The organism is Stenotrophomonas sp. Steno-Z10-BAI (assembly GCF_056393115.1).
This window is the reverse complement of sequence record NZ_JBWJOZ010000006.1, coordinates 207,033-230,846: the sequence shown is the minus strand read 5'-3', so window position 1 is coordinate 230,846 and position 23,814 is coordinate 207,033. Positions and strand designations below refer to the sequence as shown.

26 protein-coding genes are annotated in these 23,814 nt (G+C 66.4%); 10 read left to right on the top strand and 16 right to left on the bottom strand.

Going from position 1 to position 23,814, the window contains the following annotated elements; translation table 11 throughout:
• Positions 1–211 precede the first annotated feature (211 nt).
• The 3 genes from AC06E9_RS15620 to AC06E9_RS15610 all read left to right on the top strand — a co-directional run bounded on the left by AC06E9_RS15620 (position 212) and on the right by AC06E9_RS15610 (position 5,772).
• The gene (locus tag AC06E9_RS15620; protein WP_282264041.1) at positions 212–2,182 is read left to right on the top strand and encodes an OPT family oligopeptide transporter; all 1,971 of its coding nucleotides are present in this window, start codon (positions 212–214) and stop codon (positions 2,180–2,182) included.
• A 148-nt stretch (positions 2,183–2,330) separates the two neighbouring features.
• On the top strand, positions 2,331–4,394 hold the full coding sequence (locus tag AC06E9_RS15615) for a dipeptidyl-peptidase 5 (RefSeq protein WP_478056365.1): 2,064 nt from the start codon (positions 2,331–2,333) through the stop codon (positions 4,392–4,394).
• A 133-nt stretch (positions 4,395–4,527) separates the two neighbouring features.
• Positions 4,528–5,772: a DUF819 family protein gene (locus AC06E9_RS15610; protein WP_183073818.1), complete on the top strand. Its 1,245-nt coding sequence runs from the start codon at positions 4,528–4,530 to the stop codon at positions 5,770–5,772.
• Positions 5,773–5,786: 14 nt separating this feature from the next.
• Here the strand turns inward: AC06E9_RS15610 and AC06E9_RS15605 are convergent, their stop codons facing one another.
• From AC06E9_RS15605 to AC06E9_RS15585, 5 genes are read right to left on the bottom strand one after another with little or no spacing between them, the layout of a single operon-like run.
• Entirely contained in the window at positions 5,787–6,272 is a 486-nt protein-coding gene (locus AC06E9_RS15605) for a hypothetical protein (protein ID WP_121043356.1), read from the bottom strand.
• Positions 6,273–6,319: 47 nt separating this feature from the next.
• Positions 6,320–6,580 carry a cell division topological specificity factor MinE gene (minE, locus tag AC06E9_RS15600; protein ID WP_017355894.1) on the bottom strand — a complete coding sequence of 87 codons (261 nt, stop codon included), beginning with the start codon at positions 6,578–6,580 and terminating at the stop codon, positions 6,320–6,322.
• A 2-nt stretch (positions 6,581–6,582) separates the two neighbouring features.
• Positions 6,583–7,392: a septum site-determining protein MinD gene (gene minD, locus AC06E9_RS15595; RefSeq protein ID WP_088432112.1), complete on the bottom strand. Its 810-nt coding sequence runs from the start codon at positions 7,390–7,392 to the stop codon at positions 6,583–6,585.
• Between the two features lie 35 nt (positions 7,393–7,427).
• The gene (minC, locus tag AC06E9_RS15590; protein ID WP_121043359.1) at positions 7,428–8,210 is read right to left on the bottom strand and encodes a septum site-determining protein MinC; all 783 of its coding nucleotides are present in this window, start codon (positions 8,208–8,210) and stop codon (positions 7,428–7,430) included.
• Between the two features lie 15 nt (positions 8,211–8,225).
• Positions 8,226–8,822: a GNAT family N-acetyltransferase gene (locus AC06E9_RS15585; protein WP_088432114.1), complete on the bottom strand. Its 597-nt coding sequence runs from the start codon at positions 8,820–8,822 to the stop codon at positions 8,226–8,228.
• 138 nt (positions 8,823–8,960) lie between these two features.
• On the opposite strand from AC06E9_RS15585, the gene AC06E9_RS15580 reads away from it, so the two are divergent.
• From AC06E9_RS15580 to AC06E9_RS15560, 5 genes are all read left to right on the top strand, one after another.
• Positions 8,961–10,157 (top strand): sensor histidine kinase, encoded by a 1,197-nt coding sequence (locus tag AC06E9_RS15580; protein ID WP_088432115.1) that lies wholly within the window; start codon positions 8,961–8,963, stop codon positions 10,155–10,157.
• Entirely contained in the window at positions 10,157–10,798 is a 642-nt protein-coding gene (locus AC06E9_RS15575) for a response regulator (protein WP_019184539.1), read from the top strand. Before AC06E9_RS15580 ends, AC06E9_RS15575 begins: the two co-directional genes overlap by 1 nt.
• A 313-nt stretch (positions 10,799–11,111) precedes the next feature.
• Complete coding sequence (locus tag AC06E9_RS15570) at positions 11,112–12,191, top strand: polyketide cyclase (RefSeq protein WP_152153664.1); 1,080 nt, start codon at positions 11,112–11,114, stop codon at positions 12,189–12,191.
• 103 nt (positions 12,192–12,294) lie between these two features.
• Entirely contained in the window at positions 12,295–12,666 is a 372-nt protein-coding gene (locus tag AC06E9_RS15565; RefSeq protein WP_121043365.1) for a DUF423 domain-containing protein, read from the top strand.
• 1 nt (position 12,667) lies between these two features.
• Positions 12,668–13,342 carry a DNA-3-methyladenine glycosylase family protein gene (locus tag AC06E9_RS15560; protein ID WP_478056364.1) on the top strand — a complete coding sequence of 225 codons (675 nt, stop codon included), beginning with the start codon at positions 12,668–12,670 and terminating at the stop codon, positions 13,340–13,342.
• A gap of 2 nt (positions 13,343–13,344) precedes the next feature.
• Here the strand turns inward: AC06E9_RS15560 and AC06E9_RS15555 are convergent, their stop codons facing one another.
• The 6 genes from AC06E9_RS15555 to AC06E9_RS15530 form a co-directional block, all read right to left on the bottom strand.
• Positions 13,345–13,857: a hypothetical protein gene (locus AC06E9_RS15555; RefSeq protein WP_478056363.1), complete on the bottom strand. Its 513-nt coding sequence runs from the start codon at positions 13,855–13,857 to the stop codon at positions 13,345–13,347.
• A gap of 27 nt (positions 13,858–13,884) precedes the next feature.
• Positions 13,885–14,694 carry a M15 family metallopeptidase gene (locus tag AC06E9_RS15550; protein ID WP_478056362.1) on the bottom strand — a complete coding sequence of 270 codons (810 nt, stop codon included), beginning with the start codon at positions 14,692–14,694 and terminating at the stop codon, positions 13,885–13,887.
• A 9-nt stretch (positions 14,695–14,703) separates the two neighbouring features.
• Entirely contained in the window at positions 14,704–15,246 is a 543-nt protein-coding gene (locus tag AC06E9_RS15545; protein WP_478056361.1) for a PH domain-containing protein, read from the bottom strand.
• 1 nt (position 15,247) lies between these two features.
• Positions 15,248–15,436 (bottom strand): DUF4177 domain-containing protein, encoded by a 189-nt coding sequence (locus AC06E9_RS15540; RefSeq protein WP_121043380.1) that lies wholly within the window; start codon positions 15,434–15,436, stop codon positions 15,248–15,250.
• On the bottom strand, positions 15,433–15,612 hold the full coding sequence (locus AC06E9_RS15535; RefSeq protein ID WP_121043383.1) for a type II toxin-antitoxin system antitoxin: 180 nt from the start codon (positions 15,610–15,612) through the stop codon (positions 15,433–15,435). The genes AC06E9_RS15540 and AC06E9_RS15535 overlap by 4 nt, the downstream gene beginning before the upstream one ends.
• A gap of 87 nt (positions 15,613–15,699) precedes the next feature.
• Positions 15,700–16,569: an SPFH domain-containing protein gene (locus AC06E9_RS15530; RefSeq protein WP_088432124.1), complete on the bottom strand. Its 870-nt coding sequence runs from the start codon at positions 16,567–16,569 to the stop codon at positions 15,700–15,702.
• A gap of 131 nt (positions 16,570–16,700) precedes the next feature.
• Between AC06E9_RS15530 and purT the strand changes: the two genes are divergently transcribed.
• Complete coding sequence (gene purT / locus AC06E9_RS15525; RefSeq protein WP_121043386.1) at positions 16,701–17,888, top strand: formate-dependent phosphoribosylglycinamide formyltransferase; 1,188 nt, start codon at positions 16,701–16,703, stop codon at positions 17,886–17,888.
• A gap of 270 nt (positions 17,889–18,158) precedes the next feature.
• On the opposite strand, the gene AC06E9_RS15520 is transcribed toward purT, so the two are convergent.
• Both AC06E9_RS15520 and AC06E9_RS15515 read right to left on the bottom strand, forming a co-directional pair.
• Complete coding sequence (locus AC06E9_RS15520) at positions 18,159–19,364, bottom strand: endonuclease/exonuclease/phosphatase family protein (protein ID WP_478056360.1); 1,206 nt, start codon at positions 19,362–19,364, stop codon at positions 18,159–18,161.
• 37 nt (positions 19,365–19,401) lie between these two features.
• The gene (locus AC06E9_RS15515; protein ID WP_121043392.1) at positions 19,402–20,157 is read right to left on the bottom strand and encodes an arginyltransferase; all 756 of its coding nucleotides are present in this window, start codon (positions 20,155–20,157) and stop codon (positions 19,402–19,404) included.
• A 154-nt stretch (positions 20,158–20,311) separates the two neighbouring features.
• Between AC06E9_RS15515 and AC06E9_RS15510 the strand changes: the two genes are divergently transcribed.
• The gene (locus tag AC06E9_RS15510; RefSeq protein WP_478056359.1) at positions 20,312–20,917 is read left to right on the top strand and encodes an EF-hand domain-containing protein; all 606 of its coding nucleotides are present in this window, start codon (positions 20,312–20,314) and stop codon (positions 20,915–20,917) included.
• A 58-nt stretch (positions 20,918–20,975) separates the two neighbouring features.
• Here AC06E9_RS15510 and AC06E9_RS15505 read toward each other — a convergent pair whose 3' ends face one another.
• From AC06E9_RS15505 to tesB, 3 genes are all read right to left on the bottom strand, one after another.
• Complete coding sequence (locus AC06E9_RS15505) at positions 20,976–22,184, bottom strand: RNA polymerase sigma factor (RefSeq protein WP_282263310.1); 1,209 nt, start codon at positions 22,182–22,184, stop codon at positions 20,976–20,978.
• A gap of 129 nt (positions 22,185–22,313) precedes the next feature.
• Positions 22,314–22,823, bottom strand: coding sequence for a putative signal transducing protein (locus AC06E9_RS15500; protein ID WP_478056358.1), 510 nt, complete (start codon positions 22,821–22,823; stop codon positions 22,314–22,316).
• A gap of 1 nt (position 22,824) precedes the next feature.
• Positions 22,825–23,733, bottom strand: a complete 909-nt coding sequence (gene tesB, locus AC06E9_RS15495; protein ID WP_088432131.1) for an acyl-CoA thioesterase II — start codon at positions 23,731–23,733, stop codon at positions 22,825–22,827.
• Positions 23,734–23,814: the final 81 nt, after the last annotated feature.

Below are 23,814 nucleotides of genomic sequence, written 5' to 3'. Positions count from 1 at the left end.
TCGCTTGGTGCGATAGGATATAACATAACCAAATGGATGGGCCCGGCGCGCGACGTTGCCCAGTCCGGCGGGTCGCGGCGGCGGCGGCACGCGAAGGTCAACAGGGGCCTTGATCGGGTGGTGCAGGGTTGCCGGCCAGCGGCCGGCACTACTGGACTTGCCCGTACATGAACGCTAGCGTGGCAGGGATTTTTTGCCAGCAGAGGCTTCCATGAACAACGACGCTGCGCCACGCCAGCTCACTTTCCGCGCGGTGGTGCTTGCCATCGTGCTGGCGGTGATTCTGTCGGCCGCCAACGCCTACCTCGGTCTGTTCGCAGGCCTGACCATCGCCACCGCGATTCCCGCGGCCGTCATCTCCATGGGCGTGCTGCGCCTGCTCGGCGGTGGCACCATCCTTGAAAACAACATCGTCCAGACCGGTGCGTCGGCCGGTTCGTCGATCGCCGCCGGCGTGATCTTCACCATCCCCGCGCTGGTGATCATGGGCTACTGGCCGGACTTCAAGTATTGGTGGGTGCTGGGCATCGCCGGTCTGGGTGGCCTGCTGGGCGTGCTGTTCTCGGTGCCGCTGCGCCGTTCGATGATCGTCGAAGATCCGCTGCCCTTCCCGGAAGGCAAGGCGGCCGCCGAAGTGCTCAAGGCCGGTGAGAACCCGGGCCCGGGCCTGAAGATCCTGGCGGTGTCGGCGGTGATCGGCGCCTTCGTGAAGCTGGCGGCCGAAAGCGGCCTGCGCCTGATTCCGGATGCCTGGGCGACCTCGGCCTACGTGGGCAGCTCGAAGATCACCGCCTTCATCGGCACCAACCTGTCCCCGGCGCTGCTGGGTGTGGGCTACATCGTCGGCCTGAATGTCGGCATCGTGGTGGTGTCCGGCTCGATCCTGACCTGGCATATCGCCATTCCGCTGTACCAGTCGTTCTTCATGAACACCGATCCGGCGCTGGCCGCCTCGATCGCCACGGCCAGCTCCACCGAGGCGGCCTTCGCCATCTGGGGCGCGAAGATGCGTTACCTGGGCGTGGGCGCGATGCTGATCGGCGGCGTGTGGACCCTGATCTCGTTGCGCAAGTCGCTGCTCAATGGCGTCAAGAGCGGGTTCGCCGCAGCCCGCAAGAGCGGTGGCCCGGCGCTGGCGCACACCGAGCGCGATCTGCCGATGAAGTGGATGCTGGTGGCCCTGGTGGTGTTCACCCTGCCGCTGCTGGCGCTGTACCAGGCCATCGTGGGCCAGTGGCATGTCTCGATCCCGATGACGCTCATCATGATCGTGGCCGGCTTCCTGTTCGTCTCGGTCTCGGCCTACCTGGCCGGGTTGATCGGTTCGTCCAACAACCCGGTCTCGGGCATCACCATCTCCACCATCCTGTTCGCCTCGGCGGTGCTGGTGGTGTTGCTCGGCGCCGACGGCCTCAAGCCGGTTGGCGTCGGCGGTGCCCCGCTGGGTGCGGTGGCCGCGATCATGATCGGTGCGGTGGTGTGCTGTGCGGCCGCGGTCGGCGGTGACAACCTGCAGGACCTCAAGGCCGGCTACATCGTTGGCGCCACCCCGTGGAAGCAGCAGCTGATGCTGGGCATCGGCGCGTTCTCGTGCGCGCTGATCATGGCCCCGGTGCTGAACCTGCTGGCCACCGCCTACGGCATCGGCGTGAAGTCCGAGCTGCATCCCAATGCGCTGGCCGCACCGCAGGCCAACCTCATGGCCTCGGTGGCCAAGGGCCTGTTCGGCGGCGAGCTGCCGTGGACCTTCATCGGCATCGGTGCCGTGGTCGGCGCGGCAATCATCGCTTTCGACAGCTGGCTGAAGTCGCGCAATGCACGCTTCCGCGTGCCGGTGCTGGCCGCGGCGATCGGCATCTACCTGCCGCTGGAGCTGATGGTGCCGATCTTCCTGGGTGGTCTGATCGCCTACCTGGTGGAACGCTTCCACAAGATCCGTGGCGACGACGAAGAAGGCCGCGACCGCGTGCACAAGCCGGGCGTGCTGTTCGCTGCGGGCCTGATCACCGGTGAAGCCCTGATGGGTATCGCGATCGCGGTGCCGATCGTGATCAGCAGCCGCGCGGACGTGCTGGCGCTGCCGTTCCACCTGCCGGGCGCGCAGTGGATCGGTCTGGCCGTGCTGTTCCTGGTCGGCTGGTTGATCTACCGCACCGGCAAGCGCGCGGTGGGTTCAGTCTAAAAAGTCTGCATCTGCGTCATGGCAAACCCCGCTCCGGCGGGGTTTGTCGTTTCTGCCTCCCGTCGAACCACCGGCATGACCGATGGCCTTTGCATCGGTGGCCCCTGCGGCCCTACCATCGGCGTTTTGCCGTTCCGCGGAGACCCCGATGAAACTTCGTTACGCCCTGCTGCCGTTGTGCCTGCTGACCGCGATGCCCTCGCTGGCGGCCACGCGTGGCCTGGATGTGCGCGACATGATCGCGCTGGATCGGGTCTCCAGCCCGCTGCTCACCGCCGATGGCGGCAATGTGATCTTCGCCAAGCGCGTGGTCGGTACCGACAGCAAGGCCAGCACCGGCCTGTACATCCGCAACCTGCGCACCCGTGATATGGCCCCGCCCAAGCCGCTGACCCCGGCTGGCTGGAACGTGAATTCCGCTGCGCTTTCGGCCGATGGCCAGACCGTGTATTTCCTGAGCGCCAAGAACGGCAGCCAGCAGCTCTACGCGCAGCCGACCACCGGCGGCACCCCGCGCCAGCTGACCGATTTCCCGGTCGATGTGGACAGCTTCCACGTCTCCCCGCAGGGCGACCGCGTGGCCTTCAGCAGCGGCGTGTTCCAGGACTGCGGTTCGGACCTGGCCTGCACCAGCAAGAAGCTGGACGCGCACAAGGCACGCAAGAACACCGGTGAAGTCTTCGACACTCTGTTCGTGCGCCATTGGGACACCTGGGCCGATGGCCGCCGCAACACGCTGTTCGTGGCGCCGCTGCCGGTCGCCAAGGCCGCAGCGGTGAAGGGCGCCTCGGCGATCAGCGCGACGCTGGCCGGCGATGCACCGTCCAAGCCGTTCGGTGGCAATGACGACTTCACCTGGTCGCCGGATGGCAAGAGCGTGGTCGCCGCGATCCGCGTGGCCGGCAAGCAGGAGCCGTGGTCGACCAACTTCGATCTGTACCGCCTGGATGCCGAGGGCAACCAGGCCCCGGTCAACCTGACCGCGGCCAACCCGGCTTGGGATGCCGGCCCGGTGTTCAGCGCCGACGGCAAGACCCTGTACTACCGCGCCATGAAGCGCCCCGGCTTCGAAGCGGACCGCTTCGGCCTGATGGCGATGGACGTGGCCACCGGCAAGACCCGCGAGATCGCACCCAAGTGGGATCGTTCGGCCGGCGAGATCGTGCTGTCCGGTGACGGCACGCTGATCTACACCAGCGCCGACGACATGGGCGAGCACCGCCTGTTCGGCGTCGACATCGCCACCGGCACCGCCGAAGTGGTGGCCGACGGCGGCAGCATCGGTTCGCCGGTGATCGCCGGGACCACCCTGGCGTATACGAAGAACAGTCTGAAGAGCGGCGATCAGATCATCGTGGCCGCCTTCGACGGCGCCAACCCGCGTGAGATCACCCCGAGCGCCGGTGAAATGCTGCCCGACGTCGCCTTCGGCGATTACGAGCAGTTCCAGTTCAAGGGCTGGAACAACGAGACCGTGCACGGTTACGTGGTCAAGCCGTACAACTACCAGGAAGGCAAGAGCTACCCGGTCGCGTTCCTGATCCACGGTGGCCCGCAGGGCAGCTTCGGCAACGGCTGGAGCTACCGCTGGAACCCGCAGACCTACGCTGGCCAGGGTTACGCGGTGGTCATGATCGACTTCCACGGCTCCACCGGCTACGGCCAGGCCTTCACCGATGCGATCAGCCAGCACTGGGGCGACCGCCCGCTGGAAGATCTGCAGAAGGGCTGGGTTGCGGCACAGAAGCAGTACCCGTTCCTCAACGGCGACAAGGCGTGCGCCCTGGGCGCCAGCTATGGCGGCTTCATGGTCAACTGGATCGCCGGCAACTGGAACGAGCCGTGGAAGTGCCTGGTCAATCATGACGGCGTGTTCGACCAGCGCATGATGGGCTACGCCACCGAAGAGCTGTGGTTCACCGAGTGGGAGCAGGGTGGCACGCCGTACGCGAAGGCCGCCAACTACGAGAAGTTCAACCCGGTCAACCACGTGGCCGACTGGAAGAAGCCGATCCTGATCGTGCACGGCCAGCTCGACTACCGCATTCCGGTGGAGCAGGGCCTGGCGGCGTTCACCGCTGCGCAGCGCCAGGGCATCGAGTCCAAGTTCCTGTACTTCCCGGATGAGAATCACTGGGTGCTCAAGCCGCAGAACAGCGTGCAGTGGCACGACACCGTCAACGGCTGGTTGAAGCAGCACATCGGCGAATAAGCCGGTTTGAAGCGCCGCCCCCAGGGGCGGCGCTTTGCTATCGGTGGTGCCGGTCATTGGCTGGCGGTTGTATCGCGCGTTCCACATCCATGAGGTTGCCGGCCAGCGGCCGGCACTACGCAGGCCATCCCCCGTGAAAGCACCCGCCCTGATCCAGAACGATATCGTCGTCTTCGGCTTGATCGCCGCCACCCTCGGTGCCGTGTTCTGGACCGCCTCGCGCGAGCAGGGGCTGTGGAAGCGGTTCTATACCTACGTGCCCGCGTTGCTGCTGTGCTACCTGATTCCCGGCGTGTACAACACCGTCGGCCTGATCGATGGCCAGAACACCCATCTCTACAACCCGGTCGCGCGCGACATCCTGCTGCCCGCCGCTCTGGTGCTGCTCACCCTGGCCGTGGACATCAAGGGCATCCTGCGGTTGGGGCCGAAGCTGATCGTGATGTACCTGGGCGCCTCGCTCAGCATCATGATCGGCGCCGTGGTCGCCTTCCAGTTGATGAAGTGGCTGCACCCGGCGACGGTCGCCGGTGACACCTGGGCGGGCATGGCGGCGCTGGCCGGCAGCTGGATCGGCGGCGGTGCCAACATGCTGGCCATGCGCGAAGTGTTCGATGTCAACGCGACCACCTTCGGGCAGTTCGCGGTGGTCGATGTCGGTGTCGGTTATGTGTGGATGGCGGTGCTGATCTTCATGGCCGGGCGCGCGGCAAAGATCGATGCGCGCAGTGGTGCCGACACCTCCGGCATCGATGCCCTCAAGCTGCGCATCCAGGCGTTCCAGGCACAGCATGAGCGCGTGGCCAGCCTGACCGACCTGATGCTGATCGTGGCGGTCGCCTTCGGCGTGGTGGGGCTGTCGCACGCGATCGCCGGGCCGGTCTCGGCATGGTTCAAGGGGCATGTCGCCTGGGCCTCGCAGTTCAGCCTGGATGCGCCGTTCGTGTGGGTGGTGGTGATCTCCACCACCTGCGGCCTGGCGTTGAGCTTCACCCGTGCGCGCAACCTGGAAGGTGCCGGTGCCTCCAAGCTCGGCTCGCTGCTGCTGTACTTCCTGATCGCCTGCATCGGCATGCAGATGGACCTGCTGGCACTGCTGGACCGCCCGTGGCTGTTCCTGCTCGGCCTGATCTGGATCGCGGTGCACATCGTGCTGCTGTGGGCGCTGGCGCGCGCGCTGAAGGTGCCGTTCTTCTACTTCGCGATCGGCTCGCAGTCCAACATCGGCGGGCCAGCCTCCGCGCCCGTGGTGGCGGCGGCGTTCCATCCTTCGCTGGCGCCGGTCGGCGTGCTGTTGGGCACGATGGGCTACGCCACGGGCACGTATCTGGCGTACATCGTGGGCATCACCCTGCGCGCGATGGCAGGGCAGGGCTGACCGCGCGCGCGGATTTACGCAGGAAGAAGGCCGCGTTCGACCAGCCACGCCTTTGCATCTTCCGCATCCTGTTCGAACCACGCCTTCGTGGACCCCAACCGATACGTATACCCCCAAGCATCCATGTCCAGCATCAGGCGGTCGCTGCCCACACCAGGCAGTCTGCCGGCCAGCACGATCTGCAGGTAACAGGTGGCGTCTTCTTCGGGCACCGAATCGGTGGCATCGGTATGCACCAGCGCACGCCGCTCCGGCGGCAGCACGATCAGGTGACAGGCTTCGTGCAGCATCGAGTGCACGGGGGTGTCATCGCGGACGTACACGTCGCTGCCGATGATGCCGGCTTCGGGTTCGCCCCAGTAGCTGCCCGGAATCGGCGCACCATCGGCCACACGATGCAGGTGCAGATCGTGGGTGGCGAGCAGGGCGAGGGCATCGTCGAAACGGATATCGCCGACGCGGGTGACCTGCGGTTCGGCGGTGGGGGCAGCGTCGTTCATGGGTTACCGCTCAACCGCCCCTTCCAACGCGGAAGGGGCGATGTCGATCAGGGCTGCTGCGGGCCTTCCGGCAAGGCGACGGAGATATCGAGCACATCGTGCTCCCCGTCCTTGACCAGATCGACCTTGACCGCATCAGCGTCGATGTTGACGTACTTCTTGATCACTTCCAGCAGCTCGCGCTGCAGCAGGGGCAGGTAGTCCGGGCCGCCGCGGTGGCTGCGTTCCTGCGCGATGATGATCTGCAGGCGGTTCTTGGCCGTTTCGGCAGTGGTCTTCTTCCGGTTCAGGAAATCGAACAGTCCCATGCTTACCCTCCGAACAGCTTGCTGAAGAAGCCTTTCTTCTCCACGGTGGTGAAGCGCATCGGACGCTCTTCGCCAAGGATGCGGCCCACCGCATCTTCGTATGCCTGGCCCGCCGCCGATTCGGGGTCCAGAATGACCGGCTCGCCCTTGTTGGACGCATTGAGCACGTCGCCCGATTCGGGCACCACGCCAATGGCCTTCAGGCCCAGCACTTCTTCCACGTCGGTGATGCTGAGCATCTCGCCGCTTTCCACCCGTACCGGGCTGTAGCGCGTGAGCAGCAGGAAGGCCGGCACGTTCTTGCCGGATTCGGCCTTGTGGGTCTTCGAATCGAGCAGACCGATGATGCGGTCCGAGTCGCGCACCGAAGACACTTCCGGGTTCACCACCACGACCGCACGGTCGGCGTAGTACATCGCCAGGAACGCGCCCTTCTCGATACCGGCCGGGGAGTCGCAGATGACGTACTCGAAGCCGTCGGCGATGAGATCGTCGAGCACCTTGCGCACGCCTTCCTGGGTCAGTGCGTCCTTGTCGCGGGTCTGCGAGGCAGCCAGCACGTACAGGTTGTCGAAGCGCTTGTCCTTGATCAGGGCCTGCTTGAGGGTCGCTTCGCCGTGCACGACATTGACGAAGTCGTACACCACGCGGCGCTCGCAGCCCATGATCAGGTCCAGGTTGCGCAGGCCGACGTCGAAGTCGATCACCGCCACCTTTTTGCCACGACGTGCCAACCCGCAGGCCAGGCTGGCGCTGCTGGTGGTCTTGCCGACGCCGCCCTTGCCGGAGGTGACTACGATGATTTCAGCCAAAGGATTTCTCCTGATTCTTCTGTTTGGGGGCTGCGTCAATCCAGCGCAGCGATCTTGATCTGGTCCTGTTCCAGCCACACCTGCACGGCCTTGCCGCGCAGGGAGTCCGGAACATCGTCCAGTACCTTGTAGTGGCCGGCAATGGCGACCAGTTCAGCATGGAATTCACGGCAGAAAATGCGCGCCGTGGTGTTGCCTTGGGCACCTGCCAGGGCACGGCCCCGCAGCGTACCGTAGATGTGGATGCTGCCATCGGCGATCACTTCGGCGCCCGCGCCGACGGTGGCCATGACGGTCAGGTCGCAGTTTTCCGCGTACAGCTGCTGGCCCGAACGGACGTTGGCGGTCTGCATGCGGCCCGGCTTGGGCGCGCCTCCGGTGGCGACAGCGCTGGGCGCCGGCGCCGCAGGCACGGCAGCGGCGGCACGCGCACGGCGCGGCGGCGGTTCGGCGACCGGCACGCGCGCAGGCGCCGGCTCGGCCTCGGCGCGCTCGTACTGGGCGCGGAACTTGGCCAGCAGCGGCAGGCCGAGCTGCTGGGAAAGCAGGTCGGTTTCGGTGGTGCCGTAAGCCAGCGCAACCGGCAGCACGCCGGCCTTGCGCAGGCCGTCCAGCAGCGCCTTGGCGGTCGCCACGTCCGGCATCCTGCTCAGCCCGCCGAAATCCAGGATCACTGCCGCACGCCCGAACAGCTTCGGCGCACGCGCGACACGTTCCTGCATTTCACGGGTGAGGCGCTCGACATCGAGGGTGCGGATGCGCAGATTGGCGATGCCGACCTGGCCAATCTTCAGTTCACCGGCCTGTTCAAAATCCATGTTCGCCGCCACCGATCAGGTCCCCGTCTGCTGCTGCACGCGCAGCGGCTCGCGGCGATGGCCTACCCAAGGCACATCCGGCAGCTGATCGCCGTAGGTGTCGTGCACCCACTGGTAACTGCACAGGTCCTTGAGCAGCATGCTGGCGCGCACATCCACGTGGGCCATGTTGTTCTGCCCGACCTCGCGGAAGCCGAAGCTGCCGTGGAAGAGCAGGGCGGCATCGGCACCGTGATCCAGGAACACCTCGCAGGTCAGCTGCGGGTAGCGCAGCTCGGCGTAGCTCTGCGCATCGGCATAGAACGCACGGCCAACGCCACCGCCGCGGCGGCGGCTGGCGACCACGATGCGGTCGATATAGAAGAATTTGCTGTCAAGCTGCTGCTTGAACCAGGCGAAGTTGCTGCTGTCGTGCTGGCTGTCGCTGCCGAAGCCGATCAGGAAACCGGCCAGGTTGCCGTCGCGCTCGGCGACGCGGAAATACTCAGCGCTTTCATAGAACAGACGCAGGCGGGCGGCATCCAACGGCAGGATGGCCAGGCCGGCATTGTTGTTCAGGGCCAGGACGGAATCGAGCTCGTGCTCGCGCACGTCGCGGATGACAATCGACATTGTGACTCCGTGGGGTAACGCGGTTGGCCCATCGAGGGGCCCTCGGTCCGATTATTGCATGGGTGGCTTCCCCCCGCGAGCGGACAGGCATGACTTCTGTGGGAGTGCAGGGGAACAGGTTCAGCCTACTATGCGTCCATGTTGGGATACCTCAGCCACACCCGAGTACTGCGACTGGCCGGCCTGTTCACCTGGGTCATGGTCGGACTTCCTCTGGTTTACTCACAGTACGAAGCACTGCTGCGCCGCGGCGGAGGCGTCGATGCCTGGGCGCTGTGGCTGTTCGCGGCGTACCTGGCCTTCGGCGCCGGCTACTTCTGGCTGACCCGCGGGCTGCGCAACGGCGGCCACTCGCGCTGGTACGACCGGGTCATGCTGGTGCTGCTGACCGCGTCGGCGCTGGGCGTGAGCTATCTGAGCGGCTCCGGGCTGGGCAGCATCCTGATGATGGTCGCCGCCGGCGTCATCCCGTGGATGCTGCCGGTGCGCGGTGGCGTGATCTGGCTGCTGCTGAGCCAGCTGGCGGTGCTGCCGGTCTACTACCTCATCCTGAATTTCTCCCTGTTCGAAGCGGTGATGCAGTCGCTGCTGTATGGCGGCTTCTCCATGTTCATCTTCGTGACCAGCCTGGTGGCGCGGCAGCAGACCGATGCCCGTGAAGAGCAGCGCCGGCTCAATACCGAGCTGCGCGCCACCCGTGTGCTGCTGGCCGAAAGCGCCCGCGTCAACGAACGCACCCGCATTTCCCGCGAGCTGCACGATCTGTTGGGCCACCACCTGACCGCGCTCAGCCTGAATCTGGAAGTGGCCGGCCACATCACCGAAGGCCAGGCCCAGGAACACGTGCATCAGGCCCATACCCTGGCCAAGCTGCTGCTGACCGACGTGCGCGAGGCGGTCAGCCAGCTGCGCGACAGTGGTGCGATCGACCTGGCCGCCGCGCTGCGCCCGCTGACCGAGCAGGTCCCCTCGCTGGAGATCCACCTGGATATCGACGAGCCACTGAGCGTGGAAGATCCCGAGCGCGCGCACGTGCTGCTGCGCTGCACCCAGGAAATCATCACCAATGCGGTGCGCCACGCCGGCGCGCGCAACCTGTGGATCAAGGTCCGGCGCGAGGCGCCGGGCATCGTGGTGCTGGAAGCGCATGATGATGGGGTGGGCGCCGACGGTATCGTGGTCGGCAATGGGTTGCGCGGGATGCGCGAGCGCCTGCAACAATGCGGTGGTGAGCTGCAGATCGAAACCCGCCGGGGACAGGGCTTCCGCCTTCGTGCCTCGGTACCCGGCGTGCCAGTATTGATGCTGACCGCTGTCATTGAAGGAGTGCGTTGATGATTCGCGTCTGCCTGGTCGACGACCAAACCCTGGTGCGGCAGGGGATCCGCTCGCTGCTGGCGCTCGATGACGGCATCGAAGTGGTCGCCGAGGCCGCCGATGGCCGCCAGGCAGTCGAGGTGGTTCCGCAGGTCCGCCCTGACGTGGTCCTGATGGACATGCGCATGCCGGTGATGTCCGGGCTGGAGGCGCTGCAGATGCTGTCGCGGCTGAACCAGCTGCCGCCGACCATCATCCTGACCACCTTCGATGACGACCAGTTGGTGCTGGCCGGGCTGAAGGCCGGCGCCAAAGGCTACCTGCTCAAGGATGTGACCCTGGACCAGCTGGTGGGCGCGATCCGGACCGTGGCCGATGGCGGCTCGCTGGTGCAGCCGGCGGTGACCCAGCGGCTGCTGTCGGGCCTGGAGCACATGCGCAACGAGTTCGTGAGCCTGGACCGGCCGGACCCGTTGACCGACCGCGAGACCGAGATCCTGCGGCTGATGGCCAGCGGCTTCTCCAACAAGGAGATCGCCAATTCACTGGGCGTGGCCGAGGGCACGATCAAGAACCACGTGTCCAACATCCTCTCCAAGCTGGGCGTGCGCGACCGTACCCGCGCCGTGCTCAAGGCCTTCGAACTGCAGCTGGTCTGAGCCTGCGGACCCGGCGCCAGCCTTCGGGCGGCCGCGGGTTCGCAAGTAATTTATGAATTCTGTGAAACCCTTGCAGCGCAAGCGATGCAGGGGGATTCTTGGTCCCAGCGGCCGAATCCGGCAAAGAAATATTGTCCATCCGCTACGTGCTGACACGCGCGATGCGTTATCTTTCCGCTCCTTGTCTATGCAAAACCGCTGCCGACATGGAAACCGGTGTGCCAACCCTGATCAACAACACCGGCGAAGCCTGCTAGGATTGGCGCTTCGCTTCAATCAACCCGGCCGTGGGATCGGCCCCGGAGACTCCTGAATGACCCGTATTATCGAGTTCCTGATCGCCTTGGGGATCGTGGCTGGCCTGTTCGTCATCATTGGCGTATGTCTGCCGGGCGAGCGCCATATTTCCGAAAGCATCGAGACCAACCGCAAGATGACGATCGTGTACGACACGGTCAACAGCCTGCGCCGCTTCAAGGACTGGAACCCGCTCTTGCTGCGCGATCCCGCCGTTGAACTGAAATACTCCGGCCCCGCTGCCGGCGTCGGCGCACGCCTGGACTACGCCTCCAAGGAAAGCTCCTTGGGCGAAGGTAGCTGGGTGATCACCGAGTCCGAGCAGAACAAGCACGTGGCGATCAAGATCGAGGACGCCTCCAAGGGTCACGACAAGACCACCCGCTTCACCCTGGAGCCGACCGGCAAGGGTGGCCGCAACGTCAAGATCACGCAGGACTACAGCGTCAAGTACGGTTTCAACCTGTTCGGTCGTTACGCTGGCCTGTACGTCAGCCGTCACGCCGGTGACGACCTGAAGCTGGGTCTGTCGCGCATGGCCAACATGCTGGCCACCGTGCCGAACATCGACTACCGCACCGCCGAAGCTCCGCTGACCGATCTGGCCATCGTGGACGTCCCGGCCGAGGACCTGCTGGTCGTCACCGCCGGCAACGTGGATCGCGGCCAAGAGACCATCACCAAGTCCATCAAGGACAACCAGGAGTGGATCAAGCGCGTCATGGAGGCCAACAACCTCGAAGCCGCCGGTCCGTTCCGCATCATCACCACCGATTTCGGCGCCGAGAAGTACGCCTTCGACGTGGCCCAGCCGGTCAAGAAGAAGGGTGCTGAAGGCGCGACTGCCGAAGCCCTGACGGTGAAGATCGACGGTGGTGCACCGGTCAAGTACGTGCACGTTGCTCCGCATCGCTCGGCCCACGCGGCCTACACCGGCCACATGGCCGGCCTGGACATCGCCCGCAACGCCCTGCGTGCGTGGTCGGTGACCGGCGGCAACGAAGTGATCGATCGTCCGTACGAGTCCTGGAAGGACGGCGTGGACAAGTCGTTCACTCCGGAAGGCACGTACGACATCTACTGGGCCGTCAAGTAAACCGACGGTTGCCGTGATGTAACGCACGACCTGAAACGCGCCGCTTCCTGCGGCGCGTTTTTTTTTGGCTCCGGCAGCGGGGCATTGTCTGAAGGACGCAAGCATGCTCAACCTGGAACGACGCACGCGCAAACCCTCCCTGCTGGCCGGCCTGGGCGGCCTGCTGGCGGCCACCGGGGTCGGTCTGTCGGCCTACGCCTCGCACGGCATCGCCGATCCACTGGCGCAGTCGCATGTGACCACCGCGGCCTTGTACGCGTTCGGGCACGGGGTGGCGCTGGCCGTGCTCGGCCCGACCCAGCAGAACACGCTGGGTCGGCTGGCCCTGTATGTCCTGCTGATCGGCACGCTGCTGTTCTCCGGCAGCCTGGTGGCTGGCGCGTTGTGGACGCTCAGTACGCAGTTGGCACCGGTCGGTGGCACCGCGCTGATGGTCGGCTGGCTGGCCTACGGCCTCAACGCGCTGAGGCGCTGACATGCCCCGCTACCGCCGCGGTTTCGATGTCGATGAGGCGCATGACTGGCTGAGCCGGCGCGACCGGCGGCTGGGCACGTGGATGAAGCGGCTCGGCCCGATCCAGGCGCCGCCCGGCTGGGCGAAAACCTTTGATCCGGTCGACGCGCTGGCACGGGCGATCCTGTTCCAGCAGCTCAGCGGCAAGGCCGCCTCGACCATCGTCGGGCGGGTGGAGACCGCCATCGGCAGCCCCCGGCTGCACGCCGATACGCTGGCGCGTATCGATGACCCCGGGCTGCGGCTCTGTGGCGTCTCCGGCAACAAGGCGCTGGCGCTGCGCGATCTGGCCCGGCGCGAGGCCGCAGGAGAGATCCCCGACCTGCGTCGGATGTCGGTGATGGACCACGACGCCATCATCGAGGCGCTGGTCCCGATCCGCGGCATCGGCCGCTGGACGGTGGAGATGATGCTGATGTTCCGGCTCGGTCGCCCGGACATCCTGCCGGTGGACGACCTCGGTGTCCGCAAGGGCGCCCAGCGCGTGGACAAGGCCGAGCGGATGCCGACCCCGAAGGAGCTGCTCGCCCGCGGCGAGAAATGGGGCCCGTTCCGGACCTACGCGAGCCTGTACCTGTGGCGGATCGCAGATTTCACGGTGGATCCGAAGGCGACGACCAACCGCTCGCAGGGGTGAGGCTACGCGGCCGGTGGCTTCGGCGCGAAGGCCGGGTCGTCGCTGATTCGTGCCCGCGCTGGCTGGCGCTTCTTCGCCGCAAGGTAGCGGTGATGGTGGAAGGTGGCGAAGGTGCCGCGGAGGACCACGACCCCGATCACCAGCATCATCCCCATCCTCCGAAGCGTGTCTGTCAGGCCTGCGGTGTCCTGCCTCAGATGCATCACGAACACCCATGCCCACAACGCAGCGGTCAGGCAGGCCGCAATCCGGCTGCGTTTGTAGACCCCCACTGCCAGACCCAGGTAAACGCAGCCGACCATCGCAGCAGCGATGAAGTTCATCATGGCGAACACGTGCCGGTTCGTGACCCACGTCCAGCCGCCCGTGGCGAGGGTGAACACGGTGAGTCCCGCGCCCAGTAACCAGAGCTGCGTGACTGGCCTGGTGATCCCGCTCGGCACCTGTTTCCAGTGCGGTGCCGTTGGCGGGGTGGGGGGAACCTCACCGGCCTGGTAGGGATTCTGATCGTCCATGGTCGCCCTCCTTGTGGGTCGCGCTGGTCAGGGTATGGCGTCGTGCCAGCACCAGTGCCACGGTTCGTAGACAATCCCATGCGGGTTGTCCCGCGGGTAGCTCAGCTGGAATCCGAAGCGACCGGCATGCTCGCCCAGCCACGCGAACGCGGCAGTCGACTCGAACGATTCTTCCGCCGGCGGTTCGCCGGGTGTGCCGATATCCAGCGCGTAGCCGCTGTGGTGCTCGCTGTAGCCCGGCGCGGCGTTGACCTTGAGGATCTCCTCCACGCTCAGCCCGCGGTTGCGTTTGCGGGCGAATATCCCGAGCTGGTAATCGTGGCTGCGGTAGCCGGAGATCGCCTCCAGGGCGATGCCATCGGCAGCGGCCCGCGCGCGCAGGCGTTGCCAGCTACGGGCGGCGTCACGCTGGAGCCAGAGGGGCCGCCGGTAGCGGTCGAAACCGGCCAGGTGCAGCTGAGCCGGTTCGGCTTCCAGCGCCAGGCCGCTCGCGGCCTCGTAGGCATCGGCATCAATCCCGAGGGTTTCGAGGCGATGCTGCAGTCCACTCAGGGGCAGCACCGCATCGGGCGCGCTGCCGCGGCGGCGATCCAGCACCTGGCGGTCCAGCGCATCCAGTGCCTCCTCGATGCCCGGCTCGCGCATCAGGCGCGGCACCAGTGGCAACACGCCGTGGGCGGTAGCGACGGCGAGGTAGCGCCCATCGCGTTTGCGCCGCAGGACCCACTGCGCGCGCGCCAGGGCGCGCGCGTCGGCAGAGCCGCGTGCACGCAGCAGGCCGCCAGGCCACAGTTCGATCTCGGCGGTGTTGATCAGCAGGGCAGGGGGGCGGCGCATGCTGCCAGCTTAGTGCGCGCGCGGTCGCGCGGCCAGCGCCTGCAGCGCATCCAGCAGGACCCGCGGGCGTTCCGGGCTGATCACCAGCGCGCTGCCATCGCGCAGCGGCAGGTGCAGCACGCGGCTGCTGTCGGTGATCAGGCAGAACGCCTTGCTGCGATCGGCCATGCGGTAGTGCCCGGACTGGAAGCCCGGTACGCCGTAGCCGTTGGTCTTGATCGAGGGCTTGTACCGGCCATGCTCGGCGAAGTCGACGATGTGCGCCTCGTCCAGCCGCATCGCGCTGACCGGCACGCGCTTTCGGTAGAAGGTCGACAACACTTCCAGCGTGTCCTCATGCAGCACGATGCGACGCCGGCTGTAGGCCCAGGTCAGTACGGCTGCCAGCACGGCCAGGAAGGGCAGCGTGACCATCAGCTCGGTGTGCGAACGCTCCGGTGCGTCCAGCGCGGTGCCGACCATCAGGCCGGCGACGAGCAGCAGCGGAACCCACAGCCACAGCAGTCGCCAGACCGGCGATGGGGCAACCTCGAAGGGATGAGGTGCACTCACTTCATGCCTCCTTTTTGAAGATCAGTACCGACGTCGTGAAGGGAGGTGCCGACACCAGGCTGATCGCGTTGACCAGCTCCCAGCCGAGCTGGCCCTGCCGGGTCAGTTCCTCCTGGATCTGCTCGGCGTTGACGATCCCCATCAGGTTGGGTTTCACTTCAACGGTGAGATAGCTCCAGCGCCTGCTCATGATTTGCTCTCCTTGTCGGCGGTGGGTTTGGGAAGGCGTCCGGCCTTGCGCAGGGCATCGCGCAGCACGTATTCGATCTGTGCATTGAGGCTGCGCAGCTCGTCGTCGGCCCAGCGCTGCGCCGCCGCCAGAACGTCGGCATTGATACGCAGCGGGTACGCTTTCTTTTCGGTCATGCGGGGTCCTTTATCGACAGCGCGTGCCGTCCCCTCGGCGCCGCGTTGCGGTGGTAGCTGCCGACCCTGGGTCGGCACGCTGGTGCATCAATACAGCGAACCGGCGTTGACCACCGGCTGGGTGCCACGATCCGAACACAGCACGGTCAGCAGATTGCTCACCATGTGCGCCTTGCGCTCTTCATCGAGCTGGACCACACCGTTCTTCTGCAGTTCGGCCAGGGCCATTTCGACCATCCCGACCGCACCGGCGACGATCCGCGTACGTGCGGCGATGACCGCATTGGCCTGCTGGCGTTGCAGCATCGCCTGGGCGATTTCCGGGGCATAGGCGAGGTGGCTGATGCGCGCATCGATCACCTGCACGCCGGCATCGGCCAGGCGCTCGGCCAGCTCGTCCTTGAGGTGCTGGGAGATCTCGGCGGCATGGCTGCGCAGCGACAGCTGGCCTTCTTCGTGCTGGTCATACGGGTAGCTGGTCGCCATCGCGCGCAGCGCCGATTCGGACTGGATGTGCACGAAGCTCTCGTAGTCGTCCACGTTGTAGACCGCTTCGGAAGCATCCACCACCTGCCACACGATCACCGCGGCGATCTCGATCGGGCTGCCGTCGAGCTCGTTGACCTTGAGCTTGCCGCTTTCGAAGTTGCGCACGCGCTGGCTCACCTTGACCTTGGTGAAGAACGGGTTGTTCCAGCGCAGGCCGTTCTCCTTGACGGTGCCGACGTACTTGCCGAACAGGCTGACGACCACCGCCTGGTTGGGCTGCACGGTATACAGGCCGACCAGGCTGAGCAGGGCGGTGGTGGCCAGCACCAGGCTGCCCACGATCAGCGCCGGGTTGCGGTTTCCCTTGTCCACCCCGACCACGAACATCCACACGGCCACCGCGGTCAGGGCCAGCACCAGCAGCAGGAAGGGCAGGCCGGACAGCGAGCGGATCGACTTCTCTTTCATGGCAGGGCGTCCTTGGGTAGTTGATTGGAAGATATCAAATTGATATCACTTCGCAAGTGCCGCCCCAGCCGGCCACGCGGCGGCGGCACCGGCTAGAATGCCCTCCCGCCCCTGTTGCCCGGAACATCGCCATGTCCACGCTCGGTACGCCGCTGTCTCCTTCCGCCACCCGTGTGCTGCTGCTGGGGTCCGGTGAACTCGGCAAGGAAGTCGCCATCGAGCTGCAGCGGCTGGGGGTGGAGGTGATCGCTGCCGACCGCTACGCCAACGCGCCGGCGATGCAGGTGGCACACCGTTCGCACGTGATCGACATGCTCGACGCCATGGCGCTGCGCGCGCTGATCGCACTGGAGAAGCCGCATCTGGTGGTGCCGGAGATCGAGGCGATCCATACCGAGACGCTGGTCCAGCTGGAACAGGAGCAGGGGCTGCGGGTAGTGCCGACTGCGCGTGCGGCACGCCTGACCATGGACCGCGAGGGCATCCGCCGGCTCGCCGCCGAGACCCTGGGTCTGCCGACCTCGCCGTACCGGTTCGTTGATACCGACGCCGAGTACCGCGCGGCGGTCGCTGCGATCGGGCTGCCGTGCGTGGTCAAGCCGGTGATGTCTTCCTCGGGCAAGGGCCAGAGCACGCTGCGCCAGGAGGCCGACATCGCGCCGGCCTGGGAGTATGCGCAGACCGGTGGCCGCGCCGGTGCCGGGCGCTGCATCGTGGAGGGCTTCATCGACTTCGAGTACGAAATCACGCTGCTGACCGTGCGTCATGCGGGCGGGACGTCGTTCTGTGCGCCGATCGGGCACTGGCAGAAGGATGGTGATTACCGCGAGAGCTGGCAGCCGCAGCCGATGTCGCCGCGTGCGCTGGCGCGGGCGGAGGAGATTTCGCAGGCGATCACCGATGAGCTGGGTGGCTGGGGGCTGTTCGGGGTCGAGCTGTTCGTGAAGGGCGACGAGGTGTGGTTCAGCGAGGTGTCGCCGCGGCCGCATGACACGGGTCTGGTGACGTTGGCCTCGCAGGAGTTGAGTGAGTTCGCGCTGCATGCGCGCGCTATTCTGGGGCTGCCGATTCCGGTGATCCGCCAGAGTGGTCCGTCGGCGTCGTGTGCGATGTTGGCGCACGGTGAGGGTGTGCCGTTCTTCAGCAATGTGGCCGCAGCCCTGGTGCATCCGGATTCGGCGCTGCGCCTGTTCGGCAAGCCGAGTGTGCACGGGCATCGCCGGGTGGGTGTGACGTTGGCGCGCGGTGGGGATATCGAGGAGGCGCGGAAGATTGCGCGTGAGGCGGCTGAGGCTATCGGGATCGAGTTGCGGTCTTGAGGTGGGTTTGAGGCCCAAGCCTAAGCCGAAGCTGGCGCCTTGGTTGCTGTCGGTCTGAGGCGATCGGGCAGCCCGATGCAGGACACGCCGTAAACCCATCCTTGGGGGCTCGTAGTGCGGCATCCATGCCGCACACGGTCCTTCATCGGGCTGCCCGATCACCTCTTCGTGGAGGGTCGGTTGGGCGGATCCAACGGCGGGGCATAAAATGGCAGGACAAAAAAACGGCGAGCCTTGGCTCGCCGTTTTTCGTTGAATACGGAGCAGACTTTATTTCAGGTCGACCCACACCAGGTGGTGGTCGCTGCCGTCGGCGATTTTTGCTTCCGGGCTGTCATTGGCAGGCCAGAACACGCCGCTGCCGATGTAGCTGAAGCCGACCGAGGGCAGGACGTAGTCCAGGCGCATGGTGCCGGATTTCGGGCCGAAGTCGCCGGTGGCATGGAAGGGCGCGCCTTTGCGGGTGATGCCTTTCTCGGCATAGGCCAGGCTGGTCTGCTCGGCGCCGACGCTGCGCGGGGTGGGGTAGCGCAGGACGCGGGGGTTTTCGATCAGTTCGACGATCGCTTCGTGGCGGCCGTCGCCATCGACCGGGTCGTTGTTGAGGTCGCCGAGGATGACGAAGCGCGCGTCCTGCGCGAGGCCGCCGCAGTGGCCGCGGTCATCGCACAGCCATGAAGTGTCGCGGTCCTTGAGGTAGTCCTGCCACAGGCGCAGTTCGTCGTGGTTGCGGGCGGCGTTGCGCTTCTCCGGGCCGTCGAAGACCGGCGGGGTCGGGTGCGAGACCAGGGCGTGTACGGTGCCGTTCGGGGTGGTCACCGGTACGTCCCAGTGCGATTTGGAGGACAGGCGCAGCTGCGACCAGACGTGGTCGTTGTAGAAGGATTTCCCGGTATGCGGGTCGATCGGGCGCAGGGCGCCGGGCATCGTGCTCCACTTCAGCAGCTGGAAACTGCGGACCTTGGCATCATCGATCGGGTAGCGCGACAGCACCAGCATGCCGTACTGGCCCGGGTGCAGGCCGTAGCCCCAGGCATCGTTGCCACGGGCGCGGCCTTCGCCGCCGATCTCGCCGTTGTTGTCCAGGTCCAGGCCGCTCTGCACGCCAGTGTTCACCGGGGCGAGGTAGCGGTAGGCGTAATGCAGCGGCTCACCGCCGCCCGGCTGGGCGGCTTCCAGGTAGCGCTTCTGGAAGAGATCAGCGGCGCGATGGGCGTCGTCGTAATCGAACTCGTTGAGCAGCACCAGATCCGGGCGGACCTGCTGCAGGACGGCGGCAATCTTGCGCGCGTGTTCGCTGTCACCTTCGAGCTCGGCGATCAGGCCGCCGGTCTCGTCGCTGTACAGGGAGGTGTTGTAGGTGGCGATCCGCAGCGGCGCGGAAGCGGGATCCGGCATGGCGGCGGTCTTGGCAGGGGTCTGTGCGCAGGCGCCGCAGAGCAGGGCCAGGGCAAGGATCAGGGGATGGGCTTTCATCCGCCTATTTTGCACCCGGCGCGGTGTCAGTGATGCGTCAGCGGCCGTCCAATTCGTCATCAAAGGCGTGCCAGCGGCGGCCGTCATAGGCCTCCAGCGGGCGGAACCGGCGCTTGTAGTCCATCTTGCGGTGGTCGCGGATCCAGTAGCCCAGGTACAGGTGCGGCAGCTGCTCGCGCTGGGCCCAGGCGATCTGCTGCAGGATCGCGAAGGTGCCCAGGCCGCGATGGGCCTGGTCCGGATCGAAGAAGGTGTAAACCGCCGACAGTCCTTGCGGGGTCACATCGGTCACGGCGACCCCAAGCAGCGGGCCGCGATGGCCGTCCTCGCCCGGGGCGCGGATTTCGATGAAACGCCCCTGCGACCAGCGCCCGATCAGGAACTGGTCGAACTCGTGCGGGCCGTGCTCGTCCATGCCGCCCTGCGCGTGCCGGTGGGACAGGTAACGGTGGTACAGCGCGAACTGCTCTTCGGTCTGTTCGGCGGCGACGATACGCACTTCCAGATCCGCATTGCGGACCAGGCAACGACGCTGGCTGCGGTCCGGTGCGAAGCGGGCCACGGGGATGCGCACGGCTACGCAGGCGTGGCAGTCCGCGCAATGCGGGCGGTAGACCAGATCCCCAGAGCGGCGGAAGCCCCAGCCCAGCGCCATCGGGTACAGCGTGCCCAGGCGCGGATCGTTGGGATCGAGCACCAGATCGCGTGCGGCCCGTTCCGGCCAATAGCCACAGGGGTGGTCACCGGTCTGGAACAGTCGCAGCTCGTCGTCGCGGTCGCCGTGTATTGCCATGCCCACAGCATAGCCCCGTGCCGTCGCAGCCGCCGCGACTGTCTGCCAAATGAACACGGCTGGCCGGGCTGTCAACGGTGCTGGCGCCCACGCGTTGTTACCGGTGTGGGTGCCATGCACCGCACGCAGTTTCCCTCACAAACCGGAGTTACCCATGCGCAACCGCAAATCCCTCCTGCTGCTGGCCCTGCTGCTGTCCACCGGTGCTGCCGGCCTGGCGGTCGCTGCCGATACCCCCGCCGCCGCTGACAAGCCGGCCCGTGCCAAGCTGGACACCAATGGCGATGGCTTCATCGACCGCACCGAAGCGGCCAAGTCGCCCCGTCTGGCTGCGCAGTTCGACACGCTCGATGCCAACAAGGACGGCAAGCTCTCCCGTGAGGAACTGCCGCGCTGGCACGGCAAGCGCCACGGGCGTGGCCCGGGTGGGCATGGCGACTGGATGGCCAAGCTGGACACCAACAAGGACGGCCGCATCAGCCGCGAGGAGGCCAAGGCCGACCCGCGCCTGGCCGCGCGCTTCGATGCGATGGACGTCAACAAGGATGGTTACCTGGACAAGGCCGACCGCGAGCTGCGCATGAAGCAGCATCGTGATGCCTGGTTTGCCGCAGCCGATACCAACAAGGACGGCCAGCTGAGCAGGGCCGAGTTCGATGCGGCCAAGGGCCCGTTCGGTGGCCCGCGTGGTGATCATCGCGATGGCAAGCATCGCGATGGCAAGCCGCCGATGCCGCCGAAGGCACCGGCCACGAAGTAAGCGGTATGGCGGTGGTGTGTAACGAAAGCGCCGGTCATCGACCGGCGCTTTTCGTCCATCAGATGCGGCCGTTCCTGTACATCGCCCAGACGATGGTGCCGACCACCAGCAGATTCATGGCCCACAGCGCTTTGGGGCCGTACAACGACTGATATTTCCAGTTCGCCCCGGTGCGCCCGTGGCGGGCCGCATCGCGCGCGATCATCGGCGCCATGATCCGCTGCAGCGGGACCAGGCACTGATAGTTGACGACGCCCAGGCCGATCGCCAGCGCCACGCATGGCCAGTACCAGGCCAGGGGCAGGAAGCCCAAGGCGAATACGCCCATGCAGACCAGCATCGCAGTGAAGGTGCTGTAGTGGACGAACCTGCGGATCGCTGCGCGCTCGCTTTCGTTCTCGGCATATGAGAGCAGATAACGGCCGCCCAGGTAGCTGCCCAGCACGCCGCCGACCATGCCGCCGATGATCGCGCCCCAGGCGAGATCCGGTGGAAACACCTGTGTCTGGCTGGCCGCTGCCGTCAACGAGCCCATTGCCGCACCGCCGGAGACACTGGCACCGCCCAGGCCGAGCTTCCCGGTGCCCAGCCCGGTGCCCAGCAGGATCGCAGCACTGGCCGTGCCCGGGGCGGCGACCAGCACCATCGATACGACGGTCGTGGCGAAGGCGGCACTCGGCGCGCTGCTGCGGGCGAAGTCGCTGAAGCGACGCAGCATCTCCTCACGGACGGTGGCACGTGCACGCGACAGGCGCTTGCGCACGGCGGCATCACTGAGCCCGAGCAGATCGGCGACCTGCTGCGAACTCTGACCTTCGCGGTAATAGAGCAGCAGGGTTTCGCGGCTGTCTTCCGGCAGCGCCGAGATGATGTCTTCGGCGGCCAGTTCTTCCTCTACCCGTTGCAGATGATCCGGGGCACTGGGGCTGGGGTCGGCAGCCATGTTGATGGCGATCTCGGCGGCCTCGCCGGACAGCGGGCGGCCGCGGTTGGCGCGCAGCCAGTCACGGGCGAGATTGCGGGTGATCTGGCGCAACCAGGGCAGGAAGCTGGCATGGCTGTGCAACTGGTTGAGTTGCTGCCAGGCCTTGATGAACGCTTCCTGCGCGATGTCCTCGCTGGCATGCACATCGCGGGTGATCGCCAGCGCGATCGCGGTGACCGTGTTCTGGCAGGCCAGCACGATGCGGCCATACGACTGCTGGCAGCCGCCTGCGGCAGCGGGCAGCTCGCGTTCGAGCGTGGTGGTCAGCGGATGCGTCGTCACGATGTCCTCCCCCGGGGATGGTCCCATCATGACGCGTGCCGGCCCCGGATGTGACCGGGTAGCCGGCCAGCGGCCGGCTCTGCAGGCTTCCAACCGCACGAGGAGCCGGCCAGCGGCCGGCACTACCTGTTACTCGGTGGGCTGGATCCGGACCCGCACTTCCTCTTCTTCCGGCGGGGTGGCTGCCGGTGCGGTCGGCGACGCCGCCGGCTGCACGGTCGGGGTCGGCGCGGGCGCCGCGACCGGGGCGCTGCGGTGGCGCATGACCACCACCATCGCCACGGCAGCGATCACCAGCAGCAGGCCGATACGGATGCGCCAGGCCCAGTTGCGCGGCGCATCGTTCTGGGCGACCTCGTCGCGGAACGCGAACTGCGCGGTCGGGTGATCGCGGCGGGTGGTTTCGAGCAGGCGCGCATCGCGCAGGATCTCGCGGGCGCGGGGCTGGTCATCGGCATGCACCACCCACAGGGTCGGGTGGGTAGTGGCCTTTTCCTTGTCCAGATAGCTGAACTGGCTGCCGCGTTTGCTGTGGTACGAGCGTCCGTTGGTGATGCGCACCTCGATGCCGGCGTCGCGCAGCAGCTGGGCCACGCCTTCGACGGTTTCCACTCGCTGGCTGTTGAAGATCTGTCTCATGTCAGTCCTTGGCCGGCACGGCGGCAGCCGCGGCACTGTCGTCGACCACGCGGATCAGGCCTTCCTGCGCCGTGCTGGCGACCAGGATGCCGTTGCGGGTGAAGAACTGGCCACGCGCCAGGCCACGCGAATCCTGCGCGCTGGGACTGTCCAGCGAGTACAGCAGCCAATCGTCGGCGCGGAACGGGCGGTGGAACCAGATCGCATGGTCCAGCGAGGCCATCTGCACATGCGGCTGGTAGTAGCTGATGCCGTGCGGGAAGGTCGCGGTGCCGAGCAGGTGGAAGTCCGAGGCGTAGGCGAGCAGCGCCTGATGCAGCTCCGGGGCATCGCCGACGGTCTCGTTCAGGCGCAGCCAGACCTGGTGGTACGGCGGGCGCTTGGGCGGGTTGAGTTCGTCACGCGGGTAGACATGGCGGAACTCGAACGGGCCGCCCCGCGAGAGCCAGCGCTGCACCTTGATCGGCAGACGATCCAGGACCGCCTGCGGCAGCGGCTGGTTCGGTTCGATGTCTTCCGGCTGCGGCACTTCGGGCATCTTGTGCTGGTGCTCGGCACCGGTCTCGGCCTGCTGGAACGAAGCGGCGCAGAAGAAGATCACCTTGCCGTGCTGGATCGCGGTGACCCGGCGGACGGAGAAGCTGCCGCCATCGCGGGTGCGGTCCACGTCATAGACGATGGGGTGGTCGATGTTGCCGGCACGCAGGAAGTAGGCGTGCAGCGAATGCACGTGACGGCCGTTCTCGACCGTCTTCTGGGCGGCCGACAGCGCCTGGCCCAGCACCTGGCCGCCAAAAACATACTTGGTACCGATATCGCGGCTCTGGCCGCGGAACAGATTGTCTTCCAGGCGTTCGAGCGAGAGTAGGTCGATCAGCTCGGAAACGACGGGTTCGTGCGTGGCGGACAAAGGCGGCAACCTGGGTTGGACTGGCGCCGATTATACGGGCTCCGGTAGGGCCGGCTGCTGGCCCGCTCCTCGTCAGGTACA